Genomic DNA, 24,448 nt, shown 5'->3' with positions numbered 1-24,448 from the left:
GACAAACAAAAGAAAGATACCCACCGAACGGTGGACCTGCTGGAAGCGTCGGGTCTCGCAGTACCAAGGTCCCCGCTTCAACCCATCTATCCGATGGTCGAATTGGCCATCGGTGGACCTACTGGAATAGCGGATCCACGAGACGTTTAACTGTATGTACCAATGCCACCTATCAATTTCGCTATTCATATTGACACCTCTGAATCCTCTCGATCGCTTTTGATTGGCTGAATAACAATGATCTTACTTCCACTCCGGTTAGTCCAGTGAAAACTGATGAGGTGCCTCCGTTCCAATTGGAGGAGATTCTTCAAGCACCTCCGAGGGGAGCAATGACTTTGTAGAGCGGTCGCCTCTTGTAGTGTCAGGAGAGGCAGTTGTCTATCACGCTCGCTGATTTGACTCCATACGTCGTCCTGTTGTCGCATATCTCTATGTTGTTCTGGGTGCACATAAATAACTAGACTTCGTGCAGTTCCAAGTCCCCATAAGTAATATCTATAGTAGATATTAAGTCGTGCGTCGTGTCAACTAGGTTATGGCTGTGACGAGTCTCTCGGATATCGTTGACGCCGAACGCGACCCCTGGCGAGATCCACCGATCAGAATTACTGGTCTCATGGTCCAGTACTTCGAAGTCTGTAAGCGCGAGCTTTGGTTCATGTCCCGGGGGATCGATATTGACCGCGGGTCAGTAAACATTCGCCGGGGAACACGCGTAGACGAAACGAGCTATCGGGATAAGCGCCAATCCTTCCAAGTGAATGGCCGAATCGCGATCGACGTACTCGACGATTCCGGCGATATCATGGAGGTGAAAGTCTCGTCGAAACTCGAAGAACCACCGAAACTCCAACTCCTCTACTACCTCTGGTATCTCGAAACAGTTCTCGATATCGAGAAAGACGGTGTTCTCGCCTACCCCCAAGAGCGAAAGCGTGAGCGTGTCAAACTCGACGACGAGAATCGAGCACGTATCGAGGCCGTGCTGCGCGGGATCATCGAAGTCGTCGAAGCGGACGTGCCGCCCGAACTCGAGAAAAAACCAGTCTGCGACTCGTGTCTGTACCAGGACATCTGCTGGATGTGAACACACATGGTCAAACCTAATCACCACGTCTTCGCCGACGGCGACCTCCGACGTAACGAAAGCACGCTCCGGATCGACACACTCGACGGACGAACGAAACACCTCCAGGTCGAGAGCATCGACGCGCTCTACTTACACGGGCAAATCACGTTCAACACACGCGCGCTCGGTCTCCTCAACGAGCACGGCATTCCAGTCCACGTCTTCGGCTGGAAGGATTACTACCGTGGTTCGTATCTCCCGAAACGCACCCACGTCTCCGGGAACACCGTCGTCGAGCAAGTTCGCGCATACGATGACACGGAACGGCGCCTACAGATCGCACAGCGAATCATCGCTGCGAGCATTCACAACATGCGCGTCAACATCCGCTACTACGACCAGCGAGACCACGAATTCACGGACCTACTCGAAGAACTCCAAGCACTCAAAGAACGCGCGGAAACGACCGCGGACATCGAAGAACTCCGGGGGGTCGAAGCCACCGCGCGTAAACGCTACTATCGCGGCTTCGACGAGATTCTCCGTGATCCCTTCGACCTCACGAAACGAGAATACAACCCTCCGTCCAACGAAGCGAACGCATTGCTCTCCTTCCTCAACGCGATGACGTACACGACCTGCGTCTCCGCAATTCGGAAAACCGCACTCGATCCGAGCGTCGGCTATATGCACGAACCGGGCGAACGCCGATACACGCTCTCCCTTGACATCGCGGATATTTTCAAACCCATCCTGGCCGACCGCGTGATGTTCCGACTCGTCAACCGACAACAGCTCTCCTTCGACGATTTCGAAGACGAGCTCGATGGCTGCCTCCTCACGGAGCACGGCCGACAAACCGTTCTCGAAGAATACGAACGCACGCTTGACCGAACCGTCAATCACCCACGCCTCAACCGGAACGTGAGCTACAAGACACTCGTCCAGACGGACGTCTATAGCCTCAAAAAACACATCCTCACCGGAGAACCATACCACGCAACGGAGCGCTGGTGGTAATGTTCGTCCTCATCGTCTACGACGTTCCCGCGGGACGGACTGAGCGCTACAAGAAAATGCTCCGCCGCCGCCTCGAACACGTTCAATACTCGGTCTTCTACGGTGACATCACGCCTGGGCTTCTCGTCGAGATCAAAAACGACATCGAAGATCTCCTCGAACCCGACGATTCGATCATCGTTTTCGAAGCCGAACGCGTCGGAGCCGTCGATCTCACCACGTACGGCGACACCGAAGACCCCGGAAGCCGCTTCACCTAACCACTTCTGTCGACCCCCCGGGGGTTGACCCAGAATTGGGGGTCGACAGAAACACTTGAGTGAATTCCCCAAGAAGGACCGCTCACGTCCGTAGATCGGGCATACTTCCAGCCGGACCGTAGACGGGTTGAAGCGTGGTGTTGTTATAGCTGATGTTCATGAGGCCCGCCTTCCAGCCGGACCGTAGACGGGTTGAAGCCTCACGTTCGGTTTGGTCGTCGCGTGGCTCAAACGCTTCCAGCCGGACCGTAGACGGGTTGAAGCGGTTCGATCGCGGACCTCGAACAGGTCACAGAAGGGCTTCCAGCCGGACCGTAGACGGGTTGAAGCTCGGCGACGCGTCGATGAAAGCAGACCTCGACGTCTTCCAGCCGGACCGTAGACGGGTTGAAGCACCATCGCAGAGGACATGGCCGATCGTTTCGACCTCCTTCCAGCCGGACCGTAGACGGGTTGAAGCTCACTTCGACGTTGCCGAGATCGGGGAGCACTTCGACTTCCAGCCGGACCGTAGACGGGTTGAAGCCGCGGAAGACGAAGTCGCCCTGCCAGCGGTAGACTTCCAGCCGGACCGTAGACGGGTTGAAGCACCGGGTTCTCGACGCTCTAATGGCTGACTTCTCAGCTTCCAGCCGGACCGTAGACGGGTTGAAGCCGGACGTGTGAAGCCTGTGGCGACGTTTATGCGGCCTTCCAGCCGGACCGTAGACGGGTTGAAGCGACGACTTCGAGGGGAGCCGAGCAGTCGGGACACTCGACTTCCAGCCGGACCGTAGACGGGTTGAAGCGCCGTGTTCGCGGGCCTCGTAGACCTCAGCGGGCGTCCTTCCAGCCGGACCGTAGACGGGTTGAAGCGAATTGAACAAGACGTGATCAGGGTTAGTGTGGTCTCTTCCAGCCGGACCGTAGACGGGTTGAAGCGGTCTCGAACCCGCGCACTCGTCTTGGCAAGATGCCGCTTCCAGCCGGACCGTAGACGGGTTGAAGCCAAGCCTTCGAGGAGCTGTACACGCTCGACGACTTCGCTTCCAGCAGGACCGTAGACGGGTTGAAGCGCCCGGTGATCGTTCGTCTCCCCGGAGCCTTGAGCTTGCACCTCTAGCTAGTCGTGGTACTCAACTGCCGACGATAATGGAGTGCGTCGTCGGTTACCTGCTGTGGTTGTTCCACTTTGGTGGTAACCCGTGATTCACCAGAGCCAAAATTATGGCACTCTGCCTCGTTAGGGAGCGTCGCTAAGCACTTCGAGGTATGTCACGTGGTGCTCAAGTTCGTCAATTCTTGCAGCGTCCAGACCTCCTGTGTTCAGTTCCTGTCCCGTGTGGAGTGCCTGTGCGAGCGGCTGTGACGTCTCCCCAACAGTCTCTGCGGTTTGGGTGAGGTGCAGCGCGAGCGTTTCGCGGGCGATCTCCTCCCACACGTCTGCTTGGGCCTAGTCACCGATCGCTCTCACCCCGCACAGCACGGCCGGTTGGACAGTCATGCACCTCGATCCGTTCGGGCAGGCCCACACGGCCACAGCCGGGACAGCGCCGGAGCGACGTTGGGAGTGTCTCGAGTTCGTCGAGTGCTGCGTTGAGGTGGGTCTGGACCGTGGCGTTCTCGGCCCGCGTTGCGGCCTGTGTGAGATGCATTCGGAGGCGCTCGTGCGTCGGTGCTGTCTTAGCCATCGTAAGCCTGCACCCCCAAAGTGGGATCGTCCGGAGTGACACACGGGTGGGCGGCACTTCTGGGGTCACCACACCACGGCTTGCCGGTGGGACATGACTCGGGGACAGTGTCGGTACGTTCTTGGATGTCGATTGTGGTTGTCTGCATGCTTCTTGGGCGTCAAGAAGCGCGGTCGGGCGCTGCAACGCTCGGCCATTTCTGTGACCTATTAAACCACGCTTCTCAGTGATACCTATGCACCTATGCATACTTCATACTTTGCATAAGTGCATAGCAATGCATTTATGCATAGTTTAAGGTAGGCACAGATGCATAGATTGAATTGGTATGGCTGGGGACTGCAAAGATGGGATGGGTCGCTACCGTGCGATTATGACTGAGACAGATCGTGAACATATTTCCGGTGAGAGTAATCCGTCACAGGACCAGAAGGACCAGGCGGTATACCGTGTTCGGCAGCGGATTAACGAAGAACTCTACCACGACATTCAGGTACTGAAAGAACATCGCCCAGATGTCCTCGAAGAGTTACGTGAGGTCGTCTGCGAAGACGAGTGACTGGGAAGAACTCACTCGGTGGTCCTCCATGGACTGTTCCCTGAGTCGCTATTCAGTAACGAGCCACCAAATAAGGCTCCTTCCTGCTTTCTTTTTCCGGAGCCGCCCATCTGATTCAAGTGATTGTAAGCGTTTCAGTGTCCCCTGTTGGGAGAACCCCAATTCCTCAGAAACTTCAGCAGTAGACAAAAACGGGTCCTGATGTGACTCAAAGATTGCGAGGATCTCTTCGTCGCTTACGGTCGGTTTCCGACCAGCCATTTAGCCGACTATCACGCAGATGTGGTTTATATCATTATATCGATATTTGGTGATAATTAACAATCAGTTGTTGAGTAACAACTAACTGCTCGGCGCGTAGACGTGTGACCACGGAAGCAACTCACAGCCCCACCGCTCCCTGGGTGGGTTCTTCAGAAGCGGACCTCGCTGCTTACGACAGCAGGCCCGCGTGGACTTCCGTAATCCAGGTACGAAAGCCATGTTCGAGTCGATTCCCGTGGGTCTTGAATCCCACGTCCGAGCGCACGCATCGTCTAGAAGTACGTTCTTGGTATCCCAACCGGTGGACTCGCTGGTGGGTGTTCTCGCGGTTGTCCCGCAGTCCCAAGCGACGGCACCGCCACAGGTGGTGGGCTCCCAATGACGGATTGTCCCCCCACTTGTCCGGCCGACACAGTCACAGACACAGACACCACTCCCGATTCCACCTCCAATTCCGAATCCACCCCCAACACCATGCCCTCCATTGAGACCCTTTGTGATCGTATCGAAGAACTCGAACAGACCGTGGCAGCCCAACAGCACCGAATCGAATCGCTTGACTGCAAGGTCGACGAGCTCGAAACAGAACTGGAAGCCGAACGCGAGGACCGACAAACGGCCGAAGCCCGATGTGCCGAGGTTGCTGAGACGATCGACCGTGAGGTCTCTGCTCGGTTAGAGGCGTTGTCACGGAAAACCGAGGCAACCCGCGAGCAGGTTGTTGAGTTGCAATCGCGGAGTCTCGAGAAGGGCGGGCACTTGCTGGCCACCAATGTCGATCCCGATCGGATTGACGTCCATGGCCACCAACTCGAGCAGATTACCAAAGACGACGACAACGAGTATTTTCGGCTGCCCGGTGAGGAAGACCCCTTAGCCCGTGGGGGTGCCGTGGTTCAGTCGACGGCTGATTTGCTGCCCTTACAACGGCTCGCCCGGTTCGACGATGAAATGCTCGCATCGACAACCAACCGCAAACCCGACGAACTCGCGGCCAAGGCATGGCGTGAGCGGGATAATCCGGGTCGCTACAAACTGTGGTCGAACGGTGGGGCGAATGTTCGCACCTACATGACCGCCCCAGACCTCGCAGATTGGATTCGCCAAGAAGAGGCCGGGGTGTCGAAGAAGTACTCCCAAGAGTTGGCTCGCCGGACCATCGATGCCATGATCGAGTTAGCCCGCGGGAAACTCGGGAAAACGAAACGGAAGCGGCGGACTGACGGGTTGACCTACCACGAAACGCGAGTGGTGTTGCATCAGGGCACCGAGTTGCCCGGTGAACGGCCCGTGGCGGACGCGACGGCTGGGTCTGAGTCCCAGTCCGCCAGCAGGAAGGATGGCTATGCGGCCACGGGTGACGGCAGAGACGACCACGACCCGAGCCACGACGACGACCAGGCTCCGGCCACAGACGCGGTTGTCGGTCAGTAGCGTGGCCGGAGGCACAGCCAGCCAAACACTGTAGCAACCCACGACAGGCGACGATCGAACCGACCGTCCTTAGCACGCCCAGTCGACCCCGCTGAGGGGTCGACTAGTCATGGGTATAACTGCTCGATCGGCTGTCGTCGGCAGTTGTGGGCAACCGCCCAGAGACGGTACACTGACCACCGTGTCTGTGGTCGGAGTCAGTGGTCTGCGCGTGAATCGCCTCAGGGTCAAGCCCCGAGGTACTCGCCTTGATTGTCTGTAGAGCGCAACCGTCGAGACCGTAGCCAGCGCAAATGCAATCCTGACGGCTGCATTCGTCAGGCGACCGTTCTGGGAGGGAAGCAGATAGACAACGAGCAAGTTGACACTATGGTGACACCAAAGAGCGCAAAGGTAGTCCGGAACAGCGGCCCCGCGTCGAGAATCACTCGAAGTACGGCTTCGGAGAGCTTCGAGTGAAGCCCGTCACTCCAGATGGAACCAACGTCAAGAAACAGCTAGAAACGCCGACGTCGGAGCACTGACAAACGAACAATGTCCGGCAAGGATTCCGCAGTGTCTAGGTTGGTCAGACTGAATAAAGTAGATCACATTGCCAACAACTGATAGGGAGGACTATTGGTTCGTACTACTGTCGACGGCATCGAGATCGGGTTCGTCAAACTCGAGTGCCTCCGAAACCGCCACTGGAAGTTCCGGTCGCGGTGCCGATTCGTGGCGTTCAACTTTCTCGGTCTTACGGGTGTTCTCGTAGAGGGCCCGAGCGACCGGAAGCCCACGGAGATACTTGTAGTCGTAGAGGACTTCGACACCACGCGCTGTGAAACCGTAGAACTGCGAGGGGAGATCGCGTTTCTCCTCGCTCGGTTCGTATGTATAGCGTGCGAGGAGTCCGGCGTCGATCAGCGTCTCCAGCTGGTCTTTGATGGCCGCCTGACTCTTCCCAGTCATGTACTCGAGTTCGGCGAGCGACATGAGATGGGCGGGATGGCCCAGCAGTTCCTGGATGATGAGGTGGCGCGTATCTTGGGACAGTAGCTTGAACAGCCGTTGCTGTTCCGCGAATGGACCCGCATCGGCTGTTCCGCTGTGACTCTCGCTCATATGTGTCTCTACGAGCAGCGGCGCTATAACAGTTTGGGTCACCCAAGTTGGTATTTATTGAATAAACCAAAGTGGTTCAGAAGGGATATAGTGTTGTGATCTGAACCGACAGATAATGAGCGATCCAAGTCCACCACCAGATGCTGCGGACATTATGACGGTGGTACACGAGGCTGTTGGGGGCCTCGAACTTGAACCAGCAGAGAAGCGAGAGATTTGGCGCTTCACCCGGCGTGAATTGCCGTATCTCTGGAGCCAGCGGACATCGTACTTTATCCTTGGTAGCTATCGCGATCCCTACATCCGCCAGCTCCGTGCCGTGCAGAACGAACTCACGAGGCAACTCGGTGCGTATCCGTTCATAATGGGGGATCTCATCGAACTGCCGACTGACCGCCTCAATACGTTCGATATCATGTTCTCCCTGTTGGCGACGTACAGCGACTATATCGTCGGTGTCTTCGAGAAGGAAAGTGGTGGGGAAGCGCCGGAATTAGGCGAGATCGATGACCCACCGTATTTCGAGAAATCGTACGTGTACCCACGCGACTACTCGTGGGTCACTGATGCGAATCTTGAGTCGAAACACCACGTCATCCAGGCTGCGCTTGAGATTGCATTTACGGATGACTTGACGGAGGATGAAGCAGCGTCAAAAATCAAGTCGCTCCTCGAGCGTGCACAAGACACTGGCATCGACATCGCTGAAGACGAAGTCTGGGAGGTGCTCAGCGACCGGACAGACAAGGGAGAGGACCCAGCGGCGTACAGTTGGGTGCATCTCAACAAGTTCCGAAAATTCGAATTACACAATCGGTGTTTCCCATGGACAACAGAGGAAGAACTCCGAGCTGCTGTTGCTGAGCTCCCGTCCCCGACACCACGTCCGGAGTGGGAAGAACGTGATGAGTCGTAAGTTCCAGCCACCGCGCTCGTAGTACGCGCAGGCTTGTTGAACGAGAAAGACTGTGCGAGCGGGTTGTGTAAACTCCGAGAGTCTAACTGGCGGTGGAAAGTCACGAGCGCTGTATTCAGCACGAACTCAGTAAACTCCCAGCGGCTGAGAACGTCAACAGGACATATATGAATCCGTATATGCGTTGTACGTCTCTCTACTCGACAAATATGCTGAGATCGCGCAACAGCTCCTGACCGGACCTGACAGACTGGCACGACTCGAGGCGGCCCCGAAGCGACTGCCGCACGCAACAGCACCGCACGTTGGGGGGCTGAGCCGGCTATTGACAGACGGACACCACACGGTCGTCGTCAGACCAGACACCACGCAGGCATCGCTCACATGGACACCATCCGGTCGTCGACAGACCGGACACCACCCGGTCGTCAGCTACAGACACCCACCAGTTCGACGGACAGCACATGGAGGACTGCCCCGGTCGTCAGAGAGCACCGCACCGCGTTCGACTCACCGACCCAGCTAGCCGTCTACCATTGTGGTTGGACGGCCGCCAGCGACGCTGGCGAGGAGGACGAGTGATTGCAGCAAACACTCGTTGGCTGTGCCTTCTGCAACGCTCCACCCTGTACCCGAGACAGGCGATGGACACACCTGGGGGCAGGGCAAGTGGGTTACTCATTCCATACGTCGACTGCGCGATTCAGACAGAGTCAAAGATACGATACTTATGTGTGGGTTACCGGTACAAACGATCGGTGAGTGATGGCGGCCGACTTTCGGACGGCGGCCTCGTCGGGTGTGTCAATTCTGTAGGGTTGTTCTTGGACGCCTCCCGTCGCCTTCGGGATGAGGTTGTAGGCGTAGATATCGTCATCTTCCTGAAGTTCTTTGAGATTGTGAGTCAAACCGTGGACATAGTTTTAATTATCTGTGTGTACGTGGAGACTGTAGCTCGGTGTAGGTGTCAATGCATTAGTAAGATATACATGGTGTTAGGTAGTATTCGAGAATATTCCATCAGAACTTGTATCGAGGTTTAACGAATTCTTTGGCAAAGAGGAGCTAAATCACCCTATCCTCGTGGGGGCATTACACATATTTCTAGTACCAATAGGGATAATTATCAGTTATCTCTATATTCGTCCAATGATATCTCTAAACATGGGTACATATACCGAACTCCTCACACTTATTCTTACAGTCGTGATCGGAGTTCTGCTAATTGTGCCCATCGTATTTTTGTTTGTTTATCTAGAATAGCACCAACATTCTCAATATTTCTGGAAATACCTTCCTCAAAAATTTATATTACCAGATACCTCAGCTATAATGATTAGAACTTAGGGTTAAAATCTGCTGAATATAGATGTCCTCCGTGATCAAGACCGAGTTCATATTGGTCATCCGGCTCTGTTGAAATCCTCAGGGCCTGACAGATGTCGCGTGCTGAATATAGAGGGTGAGTTCAGCAGATGACTATCGGTGAAACAGTCGTTTGTGTGACTCGACCTTTCTCCACCGGCGCGGATGCTGACTCACTCCAGCGGCTGTGCGAAGTCGACTTGTTTCGGTCGGAACCCTGTGTCACCGTAAAATCGACGTGCGTCCTCGTTTTGCCATTCACAAGAGACCTTGAGGTGGTCGCAACCCAGATCGCGAGCCATCTCTTTCACTCGTTCGACGATGTCTGTGCCATGGCCGTGACTTCGGTATTTTTCATCAACGACAAGGTTCACGATTCGGAGGTAGTGCGAGTATTGTCGGGACGGGTGGTGGCCTTCACGGAGCGTGAGGAACCCGATAGTCTCGTCCTCGTGGACGACGAGGTAGTCGGTAGTTTTCTCGTCGTCGAAATGAGCGCGGAAGCCATCGGCGGAGACTTGGTCGACATCCGTGAACACGAGTTCGTTCAATTCGTCATGTACTTCCATCGCTTTCGCGAGTGAATACCAACGCTCGACGAGCGCATCGAGGTCGTCTGCAGTGGCTTCGACGAGTTCCATACGGTGACCCCTCAGCGCTCGCTCTTTAGGCTTTTTCAGGTGTGTTAGATAATAGCACGGGTTGTGGTTGGTTAGGGCAAACCGAGTCGTGCGTTCTCTACCTGAACTTCTGGGGATACTGCACGACCGACTTGCGCGCTGTATTCAGCACGCCCTCAAGGAACTATCAATAACTGAGGATTTCAACAGAGCCATTCCATTTGGAACAGGGTTCTCTGCTCACTACCCAGTTTTCATTGACTGGTCGTCACCGTCCTTCGATTCCTTTCCGTGTATGCAAGATATGCGCCCTGTCTCTTGCAGGTTACTCCAGATAGTATCCAAAATTGGCAGGATTCATGGCGACCAATTTGCACACCCACCTAGCGGCTATTTCACCCACGAAAGTGCCGAACTACTAGGGCTTCAACACGACCTTAAGTGGCCTTTGCTACGGAGGGTTACTCGCGGCGTTCAGGGGTGCGTAGGAGTCTGCGTGATAGGCGACCCGCCAGAGTTTGAGGACGGCACGAGTGACAAGCGCTTCGGGGGACTGCTTAATACAGGATTCTTCGACATCGTTGGGATCAGAGGTTGCGTCAGGTGGTGGGTGGTAGTGCTCGAGTCCGGAAACGTGGATGTAGTCGCCGTCGTGAGGATGCTTTCCCCACCGAAAGTTCACTCCTTCAGAATCCGTGTAGTGAAATTTGTAGTCTGCATGTGTTGTCCATTGGATGTCGATCCGGGCGGATTCGGCACTACAGAGACCATCGTCGAGCGTGACTTCGACAACGGTGGGATTGAGGTAGTCGTCTAGCGCAGGAGTTGCGAGTGGCTCTTCTCGCTCGATGATCCCACAAATTGTGAGTAGCGCTGGCCGGTCGATAGGCCCTCGGAGCGAGTGGGCCTCGTCTGTCTCAGCTATCCTCATCGTCGGTTAGGCGGGGACACTACCATCAGTCGAGTGGAGGTCGCCGTCGACGAATCTCTCGGCGTTCGCGATTGAGAGTGCTGCGTTCGCGAACGCGAGGTTCCGACGTGTCGTCTGCCAGTCTCGAATCGTCTCCGCGTCGATCTCGCTCTGCTCCGAGGTGGGCTCGGAGAGTGTCTGGTTTGCCTGCTCGATCGTCAACTCCTCGGGGGAGTCGACACCGTACTCAGCCCGATAGTCGTTGAGTTGGTCGCGCATTTCCGCAACTCGCGTGACGAGTTCATCGGTCGAGACGTGCTCAAGGATGTCTGCGGCCTGCTCGACAACGAGAGACTCCGGCGACCGACGATAGACCGTTCCACCGTGGTTGCCGGTTGCAGTGATAACGAACCCTTCTTCAGCGAGCGTATTCAGATGTCTTCGTGCCGTCTTCGGGGATGTTCGTGCGTCCTCGGCAACAGTATCCGCTGAGGCAGGCGTGTACGTGTGGGCGATAACATGGCGAATACGCTCGTAAGGGGTCGTCTCCGATTCCCACTCCTCGCCAACTGCTTCGTTGATATCCTTGAACTCGTCTGGTGGGATTCGATTGCTCATGTCTCCACTAACAAGCTGAAGTAGTATAGGCCTTTGGCAAAATACTATATTCCGGTGTTGGCTCGCTTCAAATGGGTTCCGTGAGAGTGAGATAGGAACTCCTACTGAGCAGCTGATTCGATCGGGACCATTCTGGACGGAACCTCGAGAGTAGACTCGAATCGTTTGCATTGAGAGTGACGGTCTCAACTACTGGGTGTACGGGCAAGTTGCGACTACAGAGAATATAATCAGCGCACCTACCCTGTTACTTCCGAGAACCTGGAGTGAGCTGACCAGTAAGTAGGTGTGCTTACCGACCGATTTAATGACTGTATCTCCAGTAGTCCTTGACGGCCCGTCGCCACGCATCTTCGCGCGCCTCCTCACCTTCACGTACTCGTCGGTTTGCTTCGTCAATTAACTTACCCAACTCATCGTAGATACGGTCAACAAGTGTGTCCCCATCTGCATCAACCAATAGGGTCGAATTGTCTTCTTCGACAGTGACCGAGATCTCGCCGAATCGGATGATGACTTGTTTCAATCCCGAGTTGGGTTTCTACCGCATTGCGACCGACCGATACCAGACGGGGCCGTCGTCATCCGACTGTTTCAATCCCGAGTTGGGTTTCTACCGCATTGCGACGAACGTCTCGGGGTTGACCACGCGCCCGGCCTCCGTTTCACCACCGAGCACATCATCAACGAGAGGACCACCGACCTCGTCGGTTCGACCCCAGTAGTTTCGGGCCATAGATAGGGCTTCGACGGCCTCAACGCGCTCTGCTTCGAGTTCTCCGACAGAGTTGATAGCGTCGACGACTGTCTGCACTCGCTTGTTTGTCTTCTTCCAGACCTGCTCGTCAGACACCGTCTCGACGCCCGTGTCAACGAGTGGGTTCGCTATTTCCCACAGTGATTCGTCGGTCGGTCCGAGGACGTCACTCGGAGTCGCATTGACCGCGACGTAGTGCTTCCACTCGCGAGCGTTCCAGTTCGGAATGTCGCCATCAGTCAGCCAGTCAGCGGTCCCAAGCAGCACATTAGATTGATCCGCATCAGTTGTGGGGTCGAGCGCTCGTTCCTCATATCGCTGTGCGACGACCGTCCCCGGTTTCTCGTCGCGCGTCGTCGAGAAGATGCGGAACGGGATATCTCGCACCTGCTCGTCGATAGCCGAGGATAGGGACGCAGCCAGCGAGTTCTGCTCTCCGTCATCGAGGAGCGCCGCATTCTGTGGGTCGACGCGGACAAGGCCGACCACGCGGCCATCGGCCATCTCGATTAATCCATCATCGGTCATCCCGGTGACGCCCGTCACATCGGCGAGGGCGGTGTCCTCGTCATCTGACCGGATGTGTGAATACCAGTCCGCAACGCGCTCTCGTGACCGCACGCAGGACAGTCGACGGTCACGCGAGACCACCCCCGAACCAGAGACCTTCGTCTCCGGGATTGAGTTGTGGGATGGTGAAAGGATCAGTAGAAGCCCGTGGAGAGCCCTCGAGCTCAGTCGGCCGGTTGCGGTGCGTCTTCGGCTTCCGCCACACTCGCGGTTCCGCGTTCGCCTTCGCGGTCGATGTACTTGCGGACCCAGAGCTCGCCGGTGATGATGCCGGAGATGGCGCTCATGTGTTCGGCTTCGCCCGTGAGCTCCTCGCGCTGGAGGCGGCGAATCTCGTCGGCGTCGAAGTACGGGCGCTCGCACGCGGAGTCGAGCAGGTCGTCGACCCGCTCGCGGAGCGCGCGGTTCGTCCGGTACCAGTCGCCGATGGTGGAGCGGCCGCCGTAGGTGTGGACGTCGCCGACGAGGCGCTCGCGGATGCGGTCGACGGAGGTGCCGACGACGAAGCCGGCGGCGTGTTGCCACATCGGGCGCGCCGGGGGGACTTTCGTCCGCTCGTAGGGGATGGCCGCGAGTCGGCTGTCGAGGCGGCGGACCAGTTCGACCTTCGGGTAGGCCGTCCCGGCGGGAATCTTCCCGTCGGTGAACGGAATCGAGCCGACGCGGTGCGAAAGCGGCATCCGCGTCACGGCCCGGAGGAACTCGGTGTCGCTGAAGGGGACGCGGGTGCCGGCTTGGCTCTCGGCGATGGGGTTGCTGGCGAAGTCGCACCGCGGGAAGTAGTTGCGGTAGTAGCAGTCCATCGCGGTGCTGTAGAGGTCCGGTTGGTCGCTCTTGCGCACCTCCTCGCGGTAGGTCGTCATCGGGTCGAAGTCGGTCCACAGGAGCCTGCGGGCGTCGTCGACGTCGACGCGGTGTTTCGCGCGGTAGAGCGCGGCCTCGGGTGATTTGCTGCCTTCGACGGCGGCACGGCCGATGCCGTCGCCCATCATCCCGCCCTGTCCGCAGCCCTCGATGAGCACGTCGGGCATGTCCTCGATGTTGAACACGTTCGCGAGGTTGACGAACGTCGAGAGGCCGACCATCCCGCTGGTCAGTTGGACCGACTTGTCGAGGGAGTCGACGAGCGCGTCCGAATTGACCGGCACGCGCCTGTTTTCGAGGCCGAGCACCGCCGAGACCTTCGCGGCGAGTTCGAGGTTGCTCCCGTTGGCGGGGTTCGAGTCGTAGGTGTAGGTCGTGAGGTCGTGGTAGCGGCTGAGTTCGCCCGCCATCGAGCGGCTGTCGAGGCCGCCGGAGAGCCACAGGCCGATATCGCCGTCTATCGTGTCGGCCATGTCGGCGATGACCTCGCGGTAGGCCTCGGTGAGGTCGTCGAGGTAGGAGTCGTCCGGGCTCTGTTCGAACGTGTGGTGCCAGTACGACTCGATTTCAGGGCCGGTGTCGGCCCGGTAGTCGAGGACCGTCCCGGAGGGGAGGAACTTCACGCCCTGTACGAGCGTCTTGTCGCCCCAGACGTGCCCGATCATGAGGAGGTCGCTGATGGCGCGTTCGTCGACCTGCGGGTCGTCGAGGAGGGTCGTCAGCGCGCCGACCTCGGTCCCGAAGGCGAACGGTTCGCCCGCGACGTAGAAGCACTGTCGCGTCCCGAGTTTGTCGCTGGCGAGCACGACGCGCTCCGACTCGCCGTCGACGGCGACGACGAGGAACGAGCCGTCGAGCTCGGGGAGGAGGGCGTGCGGGTCCTCCAGGAGCCGTCGGAACAGCCCGTCTACGTCGAGGCCGAGTTCGTCGCGGTTCGTCACCGCGCCGTATATCGCTCCCACGCGCGGCCCGTCCTCCCAGACGGTACAGCCCGCGGGGTCTCTCGCGCCGTGGTGGAGCACCGAGACGCCGAACCGGCCGGTCGACCGCGTCGCTGACTCGTACCAGTCTTCGCGGTGGAGTTCGGCCGCGCAGGCGTCGAGCGTCGCCGCGTCGAGCGCGCCGCCGACGAAGCCGGTCATCGGCGGCCCTCCCTTCCGATTCGCTCGATGGTCCGTGGCGTGAGTGCTGTGAGTGACATCGTTGCCCGATATCCGCGCGCGTCGGGTTTTGTTATCGCGCACCTATACGGCGCGAGGCGACGTCGGACGCCCGAACATCGACCGGCATCGCGCTCGACACCGACCGGTATCGCGTGCTCGAACGCGTCCGCGCGCGCCTCGCTGTCGTGAATCCCCGGTTCCTCGGGTCTCGGCACCTCGACGGCTGGCGGGCGGAGACGATTCGAAATCGAGTGAGAACGCCCAGAACGCCCTCTGAGACGATTACACGCTCAATAACAAACTACGCTACTCGCCTCTTCTCACGCGATGATGCAACGTGATTCGCGGCTCACGAGAACGCTCCTCCTCGTCGGATTTCTCGCGATAGCCGTCGGTATCCTCGTCGCTCGCGAGTCGCCGGCGCGCGCGTACGAGGTCTCAATCTACCAGTCGACCCCGGCGGTGTTCTGGGTCGGCGTGGCGGTGGCGGTCCTGTCCTCGCTGGCCGTGGTCGTCCGTGAACCCGACAGCCGATACGCGCTCGGCGGAGTGGCGCTGGGGGCGCTCGCGATAGCCGCGGTCTCCGCCCTCCCGCTCGTCAGGGAGTACTACTTCTACGGCTTCAACGACTCGCTGACGCACCTCGGGTGGGCGAGGTCCCTCGTCTCCGAGTCGCTGACCCCGCTGGACATCGTCTACCCGAGCGGCCACGTGTCGGCGGGGATGTTCAGCGCCGCCCTCGGCGTCGAACTCACCACCGCGATGATGCTCGTGGTGTTTTTCGTCTCGCTCGTCTACCTCGTGTTCGTCCCGCTTCTCGTCTCGCTCGTCGTCCCCGACCGGCGGGCGGTCCTCGTCGCCGTGTTCTCGGCGCTGTTGTTCCTGCCGGTGAACCTCAACGGGTTCAAGCTCATGTTCTTCCCCTACTCGCTGGCGTCGTTCCTCGGACTGGTGCTTCTCTACCTCTTCTTCAAGCACCAGTTCTCCGGCACCGACGCCGTCGAGAGCCGGTGGCGCGGCCACGTCACGCCCGTCTCCGTCCTGTTCGCCATCGGGACGGTCGCGCTGGTGTCGTACCACCTGCAGGTCGCCGTCAACTACCTCGTGTTGTTCGCCGTCGCCGCGGCCATCCAACTCGTCCAGCGCTGGCGGACCCCGGACGCCGTCGCCGAACAGCGACCGGTGTACGGTCTGACGCTCGTCTTCGCCGCGGCGTTCGTCTACTGGCTGACCCAGTACACCGTCGGCTTTTCGACCGGCGGCCTGTTCGTCGAGGGCGTGCTCGGCATCCTCTCGGGGAGTTCCGCGGCCGGCGCGGCTATCTCTCAGCGCACCGGCTCCGTCACCGCCGTCGGCGGCGGTATCTTCGACGTGTTCGTGAAGCTGTTCCTCGTGAACGCGGTGTACGCCCTGATAACCCTCGGCGTCTTCCTCGGCGTCCTGTTCGGGCGGCTCCCACAGCTCTCCGCCCAGGGCCGGTCCATCCTGCGGACGCTGACGTTCAGCCTCGTCGTGTTGGTGCCGTACTTCTTCGCGCACCTCCTCGGCGTCATCTCGGAGACGAACTTCTTCTTCCGCCACGTCGGCTTCGCGATGATTCTCTCGACCGTCGTCGGGAGCGTCGGGCTGTTCTACGCCTTCGAGTGGCTCTCGGGGACGGAGTACTGGTCGAAGTACGGGACGGCGGTCAAGGCCGGCGCGCCCGTCGCGACGGCGCTCGTCATCGGGCTCACGCTCATGGTGATGTTCCCGTCGCCGTACATCTACCTCCCGTCGAACCACGTCCCCGCCCAGCAGATGGGGGCGTACGACACCGCCTTCGGGATGTCGGACGAGGACATTCGGTACGTGGGCATTCGCGGGAACCCCGACCGCTTCGTCGACGCGCTGCCCGACAGTCCCACGCCGGCGCTCGGCTTCACGACGCCCGACGAGGCACTCACCGACTTGCCGAGTTACTACGACGGCCCGCGGTATCTGATGGTCTCGAAGACCGACCACGACCGCGAGGTAATCGCCTACCGCGAACTCCGGTACTCCGAGGCGAACATCACGGCCGTCCGGGACCAACCGAACGTGAACCGCGTCATGTCGAACGGCGCGGCCGACCTCTACTACGTGTCCGGGTAGCCGTCCCGAACCCGGGTTTCGTTTCGCGTCGGCTTCGAACTCGCCGGTGTCCCTCGCTCGCCGGCGTCAAAGAGCGCCTAATTCCCGCGCCCGCGGGAGCCGTGCTCCCCGCTGAACCAGTAGCGAGTCAATAATTAATCGCCTCCTGAGCCGATGTGTAGCCGAGTGTTACCGTTCGTGAATACGCCGAGTCGCCGCCGAGACGGCGGCCCGAGAGGTGCTTTCGATGAGAGATAAGATTCGCTCTGTCGTCCGGACGATTCGCCGCCGGTTCGTCCCCGGCGACGACGGCGGCGACCTCACGGAGCGGACGGTGAAAAGCGGGATGTGGGTGTCGGCGATGAACGTCCTCGACCGGGTGCTGAAGGTCGTGATGTTCATCGTCCTCGCGCGACTGCTCGGCCCCGAGGCCATCGGGCTGATGGGCATCGCGCTGCTCACCATCTCGGCGCTTCTGAGCCTGACGAACCTCGGCATCGACGCCGCGCTCATCCAGCGCGTCGACGACGACGTCGACGAGTACCTGAACACGACGTTCACGCTCGAACTCCTCCGCGGCCTGCTGATGAGTTCGGTTCTCTACCTCGCCGCCCCGTCGCTCGCCTCGCTGTTCGGCGAGCCGGCCGCGCGGGACCTCATCCGCGCCATCGCCTTGGTCCCGATTTTCCTCGCGCTGCGGAACCCCGCGATGGTCTACTTCAAGAAGGACCTCGCGTTCCACAAGGAGTTCGCCTACCGGGTCAGCGGGACGACCGCCTACGTCGTGGTCGCGCTCGGCTACGCCGCGGTCAGCCCGACGGTCTGGGCGCTCGTCTTCGGCTACCTCGCCGACGCCGGCGTCAGGTCGGTCGTGACTTACTTCCTGCACCCGTACCGTCCGCGCCCCGCGCTGAACCGCGCGTACGCCGCCGAACTCATCGGCTACGGGAAGTGGGTCACGGGGTCGTCCATCGTCGAGTTCCTCTACGGACAGGGCGACGACGCGGTCGTCGGCTGGCTCCTGACGGCGACCTCGCTCGGCTACTACCAGCTCGCCTACCGCATCTCCAACGCGCCGGCGACCGAAATCGCCGTCGTCGTCTCCAGCGTGATGTTCTCGACGTACTCGAAGCTTCAGGAGGACCAGCGCGCCCTCCGCGAGGCGTTCTTCAGCACCTTCCGGCTCACCGCCTTCGTCGCCCTGCCGATGTCGGTCGGCATCTACCTCGTCGCGCCCGCGTTCGTCGGCGCGTTCCTCGGCGAGGACTGGCTCCCGATGGTGCTCGCCATGCAGATTCTCGTCGCCTACGGGCTCTTCCGGACGCTCTTCGCGACGTTCAATCCCGTCTGGCGCGCCGTCGGCCGTCCCGACGTCCAGACCAAACTCGGCTTCCTCAGGGTCGCCCTGCTCGCCATCGTCATCGTTCCCGCGACGAGCGCCTACGGCATCGAGGGGACGGCGCTCGCGGTCACGGGCATCCTCGCGTTCCCGATGGTCCCGCTCTACGCGCGCGAGATGAAACGGACGCTCGGCACGACCTATCGACGGTTCCTCCGGGAACTCTCGTACCCCGTCGTGGCCACCGGCGCGATGGCGCTGGCGGTCCTCGCGGCACGGGATGTAGTCGGGTCGCCGCTCGTCGAGTTCGCGCTCCTCGTCACAATCGGCGTCGTCGCCTACGTCCTCAGCGCGGCGTCGCTCATGACGCTTTTCGACTGGCGGGTCAAACACACCCTCCGGGAACTCGTCTCGGTGATGTCGAAGTGACGCGGTGACGCCGGCGCTCGGCCGCCCCCGACGGGTCCGACGAGGGGTCGATTCGACTGACTCTCATTGCTAGCTGAACCTCGACGGTGAATCAAACCTATCAGAACATCGTCAGTAAATGTGGGTGCGGTGAAACGAACGCCCTCGCAAGATTCGGTGGGCGATTAATTACCAGTTCACAGTTGATTATCTGCGAGGGAGCGCCGATTCACGGCTCGAACGCGGTTCGACCCCCGGATTGCGATTTTTCTCGAACACAACCGATTAAGCGGTTGTTTCGTGGGGTCGAACCGAGGCATATTAAATTTTAGTTGAGACTATTGATTCCGAATTTATGGTGTGACTTTGGAATGCAACTGGTACTGATTTGGCCGCCATCCGAAGTAATCCCGTAAGTAATCGTCTCCAACCCGGTCATACCTCGCAATAATGATTATCACCTTAACGAGGGCTTTCCTCGGGTATGGTACGACTAACCGATGGAGACGACGACGAATCTGCGGCGGATTCAGACTCCATCCTCGAATCGCAACTCAACAGGCGGAACTACCTCAAACTCGGTGCGATGGCCGCATCGACTGCCCTCTCTGCCGGCGTCGCGTCGGCTGCGTCTGGACCAGAGGAGCGCTTCGGTATCCAATGGGACCGCGTCGTCAACGCGGTGGACGACCTTGGAATGGACCCCAACGGAAACGAACCGATAGACAGCCAACTCGATTCCGCGTACGAAAGCGGGACGCTCATCGAATTCCCTCCGGGTGAGTATCTCGCCACCGAGACGCAGTACTGGAACGACGACGTGTCCCGCTTCGGGATGGTCGGCACCGGAAGCTCTCACAAGGACGTGCAGTTCGTCTTCCCGTCGGGCAACAACGGCGAGAAGTACCGGTTCCTCGAAATCACCAGCGGGGACCACCACGTCCTGAAGAACTTCTCCATCCAGCAGACCGACGACGCCACCACCACGGCGGACATCTGGATGATAAACGACGACGGCGGCCTCATCGAGGACGTCGAGTGGCTCGGTCGCACCCCCACCGACAACGACGCTCGCCGCCAGCTCCTCGCGTACGACTGTTCGTCCGTCGACGGCGTCAACGTCGCCCGTCGCGTCTACATGCGCGAGGGTGCCGAGCTTCCGGGCTACCCCGACGGCGTCGCGGGCATCCGCGTGCAGGGCGGCTCCGTCGGCGAGATTCGCCTCGTCGACTGCCACATCGAACAGCGCGGCTCGTCGTCGTTCCGCGCGACTCACACCCGCGGCGTCCTCCGCGTCGAGGGCGGGCTGTTCAAGAACAACGACAACACGAACATGCGCATCTCCGCGGGCGACCACCCCGAAAAGACCTCGTGGATCAAGGGCGCGACCGTCATCATGGACGCGGACAACCTCAACGAGCACGCCCACGACGGCGACAGCCTCGACAGTCCCGAGGGTCTCCGCATCGACTCCACCGGCAACGGGTACGCGGGCGTCCTCATCGAGGACTGCGACTTCATCTTCAAGTCCTGTCCCACCTCGCGCGGTATCGTCTCGTCGCCGACGTGGGGCGGCCACGGCGGCTTCACCCTGCGCAACTGCCGCATCCAGAACGACACGTCGGTCCAGACGATTCACGCCGACTCCGTCGACACCGACACCGCGGACAAGCCGTGGGGCGTGAACCTCGAAAACGTCTCCATCACGGGCAGCGCGCGGTCCCAGCCGTCCGGCGCGGCGGTCTGCATCGACAACGACCGCAACGGCTCGACCGTCCAGAACAGCTGTATCCACCTCCCGAACGGCGACGTGGACGGCGTCCTCGTCAACGACGCCACGAGCTGTGAGATTGTGGACTCGAACATCAACGTCTCCGGGCAGGCGACGGTGTTCAGCGGGGCCGACGTGGACACGAGCAACATCACGAGCGGCGACTCCTGTCCGCTTCCGAGCGCCGACAGCAGCACGGGCGGCGACTCGTCGACGACGGACTCGACGACAGACTCCACGACGGACTCGACGACGGACTCGACGACGGATTCGACGACCGACTCGACGACCGAAGACCTCCCGAACGAGATTCGCCTCGTCGGCACGGGCACGACGACGCAGTACGAGTTCACGGTGACGGACTCGCTGCAGGCGTCGGACGGAACCATCGAGGAGTGGGACGACATCGAAAGCGGCACCGCGACCGGCTGGATTACGACCGAGGGCGTCGAGGACGCGTACACGTTCTCCGGCGACGTCGACTCGTTCTCGTTCCTCGAAGGCGAGTCCGAGGTTTACGTCAACGGCGAGAAGGTGTCCGAGAGCGCGGTCACGGACGCGACGACCGATTCGAGCACGGACGGCTCGACGGACTCGACGACCGACTCTCCCGACCTCTCGCACGAACTGCGCCTCGTCGGCACGGGTACCCAGACGCAGTACGAGTTCACCGTCAGCGACGCGCTCGAAGCCTCGGGTGACACCATCGAGTCGTGGGACACCATCGACGGCACCTCCGCGGCGGGCTGGATCACGACCGAGGGCGTCGAGGACGTGTTCAACTTCGCGGGGAGCGTCACCTCCTTCGGCTTCGTCGAGGGCGAGGCCGAGATTTACGTCGACGGCGAGCAGGTGACCGAGAGCACGGTCACCGATGCCGCGACTGACTCCACGACCGATTCGACCGACGACTCCACCGACAGCCAGAACGAACTGCGCCTCGTCGGTACCGGCGTCGAGACGCAGTACGAAGTCGCCGTCAGCGGTACGCTCGAAGCCTCGGGCGACACCATCGAGGAGTGGGACGACGTGTCCGAAAGCTCCGCGGCGGGCTGGGTGACCACCGAGGGCGTCGAGGACGTGTACGCCTTCACGGGCACGATCACGTCGCTGTCGTTCCTCCAGGGCGAGGCCGAGGTCTACGTCAACGGCACGCGGGTCGACCCCGCCGTGTTCTCCCTGCCGAACACCCTCGTCGTCGAGGGCGACGGCTCGGAGACGACGTACGACTTCATGGTCTCCGGCGACATCCTGAACGACCCGCTCGTCGGGCCGACCGAGAGCGCCGACAGCGTCACCAGCGGCAAGGCGAAGGGTTCGGTCACCGACGACGTCGACGCCTTCCGGTTCTCGGGCGACATCACGAAGATGAACCTGACCGGCGACGCGGCGCTGACGTTCGAGGACAACGACGGCTGAGGCGACGGCGGAAAAACGACACGACAGCACAGCACGCGGCGCGCCGCCCGCGCGGTGACGCCGCAGACGACAGAGGCACCCACGTTCGCATTTCGACGCGGCTTTTTCGTTTTCCACCCGACAGCCGAGCGACCGCCACACTTCGTGACGGAGCACTCAGCGACGAAGCGACGCCCGCGTGTCCCCGAGTTACGCCGCGTCGTCGCCGACGTCCGCGCCGTCGGTCGGCTCCTCGGTCACGGTGACCCAGACGTACGCCGAGCGGTACGCCGTGTCGGTGCTCGGCTCCGACGGCGCGTCGCCTTCGTACAGGTAGTACGTGAGCCGGAGGTCCTCGCCGGTCAGCGTCGGGGCGAAGCCGTGGCGGGTCCGCCACGTCTCGCCGTCTTCGACGGTCTCCGTCCGCGAGCCGAGCGCCTGTCGCTCGACGACCGTCGTCTCGCCGTTCGCCCGCTCGACGCGCTGGAGTTCGGCCACGAGCGTGTAGCTCGTCGCCTCCCCCTCGACGTTTTCGACGGAGACGAACAGGGCGGTCTGTTCGCCGACCGTCAGCGCCTCGGGGTAGTCGGCGGCGACGAACTCGCCGCCGGCGTCCTGCGTGAGAAGCGACAGGCTCGAATACGACTCGCCCGTTCCCGGCGCGACGAGCGCGTAGCTCAGGCTCGCGACGGCCAAGAGGACGGCGGCGGCGAGCGCGACGTTCAGAAGCGAATCGACCCGCGAGGGCCGGTCGAACGACCGGACCACGTCGGCCCACCAGCGCCGAATCGGAACGTGGAACCGCTCCGCCTCGGGGAGTCGTCGCCGCCGGACTTCGCCGACGGCGAGGCCGACGACGACGACCGCCGACAGCGCGGCGATGACGGGCGCGGCGTCCAGACCGACGCCGGTCCAGAGGAGCGCCAGTCCGACGACCGGTAGCAGCGCGACGCTCATCCCGAAGGCGAGCGCGAAACGCTCTCCGAGGCCGAGGTCGGGTTGCCACTCGAACCGACCGAACGACGGGCCCTCGGCGGTCGCGCCCGCCGACCCTGCGGGGAACAGCGCGAGCAACAGCGCGTAGCCGGGCAGAAACAGCAGTACGGGGAGTCCGACGAGGGCTTGGGCGATCGGAACCACGTCGAGAATCGCGACGAGACTACTCGAAACGACGACGAACAGCGCGAGGGGCACGTCAAGCGAGAGTTCGCCGAGTGCCCGATTCAACCGCCCGTTGCTGTGTGATGTTGACCCCATTACTGGATAGATGACGCGTCTAGGGTGTTGTTATTGAGCGCCTCACACCTCCGCTTTCGCGGGTACAAGGTGACTAACTCCCGGGTATCTCGCGCTCTGTGACCCCGTCGGACGCGCGTTCGTCTCTCTCGTCGTTCTCGTCGGCACCGCCGCCGCCGCGAGCCGGCCGCGGGTCGGTCCGTGCGCCCCGCTCGAACGCCGCCGACGGCTCCGCCGCGACCCGTAACCGTTCGTTCTCGCGGCTGTCGAGGAGCATCGCGCCCCCGAGCGACCCGACCCCGGTGAGGGCCGAAGCGAGGGACCCGGCGAACGACCGCCGATTCGCGCGGTTCCTCGACGCGACCCCACCGACCAACCGGAACGCGCCGGCGAGGAGGCCCACGACGCCGAGCGCGTAGAGGACGGCCACCGGATGGACGCCGCCGCCGAGGTACCGCACGCGGAGCCGCCAGAGGAAGTCCCTGAGCAGGAGGAACGACAGCCCGGGGACGAACGTCGAGTACCTGATGCCGCTTTCTTCGTCGCCGTAGCGCGCGCGCATCGGCACGGTCGCCACCCGCTTTTCGGCGACGTTCAGGTTCACGAGCAGGTCGTTCAGGAAGCCGTACTGGTCGTACAGCCGGTCGAACTCCAGCTCCGCGAGCGCGTCCGCCGAGACGGCCGTGTAGCCGTTCTGCGGGTCGCGGATGTGCCAGTAGCCGCTGGCGATGCGCGTCAGGCCCGACAACAGGAGGTTGCCGAACAGCCGCCACGGCGGCATCCCCCGGCGGGTGTCCCGCGCGGCGAGTCGGTCGCCGACGGCGTAGTCGGCGTCTCCGCCGACGACGGGGTCGATGATGGCGGGCATGATGTCCGGGTCCATCTGGCCGTCGCCGTCCATCACGACGACGACGTCCATCCCGTCTTCGAGCGCGCGCTCGTAGCCGGTCTTGACGGCCGCGCCGCGCCCGCGGTTGACCGGGTGTCGAATCGGAACGACGCGCCTGTCGAGCGACGCGCC

General features: G+C 60.8%; 21 protein-coding genes and 1 CRISPR repeat array. Of the genes, 10 read left to right on the top strand and 11 right to left on the bottom strand.

The window, feature by feature from the left end; genetic code table 11:
* Positions 1-538: 538 nt before the first annotated feature.
* The 3 genes from cas4 to cas2 are packed head-to-tail and all read left to right on the top strand — an operon-like array spanning position 539 to position 2,352.
* Positions 539-1,090, top strand: coding sequence for a CRISPR-associated protein Cas4 (cas4, locus tag ATB1_RS01640; protein ID WP_042661969.1), 552 nt, complete (start codon positions 539-541; stop codon positions 1,088-1,090).
* 6 nt (positions 1,091-1,096) lie between these two features.
* A complete protein-coding gene (cas1b, locus tag ATB1_RS01635) occupies positions 1,097-2,092 on the top strand; it encodes a type I-B CRISPR-associated endonuclease Cas1b (protein ID WP_042661968.1) in 996 nt (331 codons plus the stop codon).
* The gene (gene cas2, locus ATB1_RS01630; protein WP_042661967.1) at positions 2,092-2,352 is read left to right on the top strand and encodes a CRISPR-associated endonuclease Cas2; all 261 of its coding nucleotides are present in this window, start codon (positions 2,092-2,094) and stop codon (positions 2,350-2,352) included. Before cas1b ends, cas2 begins: the two co-directional genes overlap by 1 nt.
* A 104-nt stretch (positions 2,353-2,456) precedes the next feature.
* Positions 2,457-3,407: direct repeats of the CRISPR family, unit length 30 nt; unit sequence CTTCCAGCCGGACCGTAGACGGGTTGAAGC.
* Between the two features lie 167 nt (positions 3,408-3,574).
* Here the strand turns inward: cas2 and ATB1_RS01625 are convergent.
* Both ATB1_RS01625 and ATB1_RS01620 read right to left on the bottom strand, forming a co-directional pair.
* Positions 3,575-3,772: a hypothetical protein gene (locus tag ATB1_RS01625; protein ID WP_042661966.1), complete on the bottom strand. Its 198-nt coding sequence runs from the start codon at positions 3,770-3,772 to the stop codon at positions 3,575-3,577.
* A gap of 16 nt (positions 3,773-3,788) precedes the next feature.
* Positions 3,789-4,022 carry a hypothetical protein gene (locus ATB1_RS01620; protein WP_042661965.1) on the bottom strand — a complete coding sequence of 78 codons (234 nt, stop codon included), beginning with the start codon at positions 4,020-4,022 and terminating at the stop codon, positions 3,789-3,791.
* Between the two features lie 328 nt (positions 4,023-4,350).
* Between ATB1_RS01620 and ATB1_RS01615 the strand changes: the two genes are divergently transcribed.
* On the top strand, positions 4,351-4,581 hold the full coding sequence (locus ATB1_RS01615) for a hypothetical protein (RefSeq protein WP_241767993.1): 231 nt from the start codon (positions 4,351-4,353) through the stop codon (positions 4,579-4,581).
* 48 nt (positions 4,582-4,629) lie between these two features.
* Here the strand turns inward: ATB1_RS01615 and ATB1_RS20135 are convergent, their stop codons facing one another.
* A complete protein-coding gene (locus ATB1_RS20135) occupies positions 4,630-4,842 on the bottom strand; it encodes a winged helix-turn-helix transcriptional regulator (protein WP_082256230.1) in 213 nt (70 codons plus the stop codon).
* Between the two features lie 477 nt (positions 4,843-5,319).
* On the opposite strand from ATB1_RS20135, the gene ATB1_RS01610 reads away from it, so the two are divergent.
* Positions 5,320-6,279 (top strand): hypothetical protein, encoded by a 960-nt coding sequence (locus tag ATB1_RS01610; protein WP_052367642.1) that lies wholly within the window; start codon positions 5,320-5,322, stop codon positions 6,277-6,279.
* 615 nt (positions 6,280-6,894) lie between these two features.
* Here ATB1_RS01610 and ATB1_RS01605 read toward each other — a convergent pair.
* Positions 6,895-7,383 carry a hypothetical protein gene (locus tag ATB1_RS01605; protein WP_042661963.1) on the bottom strand — a complete coding sequence of 163 codons (489 nt, stop codon included), beginning with the start codon at positions 7,381-7,383 and terminating at the stop codon, positions 6,895-6,897.
* A gap of 115 nt (positions 7,384-7,498) precedes the next feature.
* Here ATB1_RS01605 and ATB1_RS01600 point away from each other — a divergent pair, with 115 nt between their 5' ends.
* Both ATB1_RS01600 and ATB1_RS21270 read left to right on the top strand, forming a co-directional pair.
* A complete protein-coding gene (locus ATB1_RS01600) occupies positions 7,499-8,299 on the top strand; it encodes a hypothetical protein (RefSeq protein WP_052367641.1) in 801 nt (266 codons plus the stop codon).
* 384 nt (positions 8,300-8,683) lie between these two features.
* Complete coding sequence (locus ATB1_RS21270; RefSeq protein ID WP_128081362.1) at positions 8,684-8,881, top strand: hypothetical protein; 198 nt, start codon at positions 8,684-8,686, stop codon at positions 8,879-8,881.
* A gap of 956 nt (positions 8,882-9,837) precedes the next feature.
* Here the strand turns inward: ATB1_RS21270 and ATB1_RS01590 are convergent.
* The 5 genes from ATB1_RS01590 to ATB1_RS01570 all read right to left on the bottom strand — a co-directional run bounded on the left by ATB1_RS01590 (position 9,838) and on the right by ATB1_RS01570 (position 15,145).
* Entirely contained in the window at positions 9,838-10,305 is a 468-nt protein-coding gene (locus tag ATB1_RS01590; RefSeq protein ID WP_042661961.1) for a GNAT family N-acetyltransferase, read from the bottom strand.
* A gap of 430 nt (positions 10,306-10,735) precedes the next feature.
* Positions 10,736-11,215 (bottom strand): hypothetical protein, encoded by a 480-nt coding sequence (locus tag ATB1_RS24255; RefSeq protein ID WP_082256228.1) that lies wholly within the window; start codon positions 11,213-11,215, stop codon positions 10,736-10,738.
* A gap of 6 nt (positions 11,216-11,221) precedes the next feature.
* On the bottom strand, positions 11,222-11,812 hold the full coding sequence (locus ATB1_RS01580) for an Rrf2 family transcriptional regulator (protein WP_042661959.1): 591 nt from the start codon (positions 11,810-11,812) through the stop codon (positions 11,222-11,224).
* Between the two features lie 613 nt (positions 11,813-12,425).
* On the bottom strand, positions 12,426-13,190 hold the full coding sequence (locus ATB1_RS01575) for a hypothetical protein (RefSeq protein ID WP_042661958.1): 765 nt from the start codon (positions 13,188-13,190) through the stop codon (positions 12,426-12,428).
* A gap of 113 nt (positions 13,191-13,303) precedes the next feature.
* Positions 13,304-15,145, bottom strand: coding sequence for an asparagine synthase-related protein (locus ATB1_RS01570; protein ID WP_042661957.1), 1,842 nt, complete (start codon positions 15,143-15,145; stop codon positions 13,304-13,306).
* 348 nt (positions 15,146-15,493) lie between these two features.
* On the opposite strand from ATB1_RS01570, the gene ATB1_RS01560 reads away from it, so the two are divergent.
* The 3 genes from ATB1_RS01560 to ATB1_RS01550 all read left to right on the top strand — a co-directional run bounded on the left by ATB1_RS01560 (position 15,494) and on the right by ATB1_RS01550 (position 22,212).
* Positions 15,494-17,296 carry a hypothetical protein gene (locus ATB1_RS01560; RefSeq protein ID WP_042661955.1) on the top strand — a complete coding sequence of 601 codons (1,803 nt, stop codon included), beginning with the start codon at positions 15,494-15,496 and terminating at the stop codon, positions 17,294-17,296.
* Between the two features lie 226 nt (positions 17,297-17,522).
* Entirely contained in the window at positions 17,523-19,043 is a 1,521-nt protein-coding gene (locus tag ATB1_RS01555; RefSeq protein WP_042661954.1) for a lipopolysaccharide biosynthesis protein, read from the top strand.
* Between the two features lie 463 nt (positions 19,044-19,506).
* Positions 19,507-22,212 (top strand): hypothetical protein, encoded by a 2,706-nt coding sequence (locus ATB1_RS01550; RefSeq protein WP_042661953.1) that lies wholly within the window; start codon positions 19,507-19,509, stop codon positions 22,210-22,212.
* Positions 22,213-22,401: 189 nt separating this feature from the next.
* On the opposite strand, the gene ATB1_RS01545 is transcribed toward ATB1_RS01550, so the two are convergent.
* Both ATB1_RS01545 and ATB1_RS01540 read right to left on the bottom strand, forming a co-directional pair.
* Positions 22,402-23,448 carry a DUF1616 domain-containing protein gene (locus ATB1_RS01545; protein ID WP_042661952.1) on the bottom strand — a complete coding sequence of 349 codons (1,047 nt, stop codon included), beginning with the start codon at positions 23,446-23,448 and terminating at the stop codon, positions 22,402-22,404.
* Between the two features lie 73 nt (positions 23,449-23,521).
* On the bottom strand, positions 23,522-24,448 hold a 927-nt coding region (locus ATB1_RS01540; RefSeq protein ID WP_042661951.1), incomplete at its 5' end, for a glycosyltransferase family 2 protein.

Source organism: Haloferax sp. ATB1 (assembly GCF_000730175.1).
Note: the sequence above shows the minus strand (reverse complement) of the source record. Positions and strands in the feature narration are given on the sequence as shown.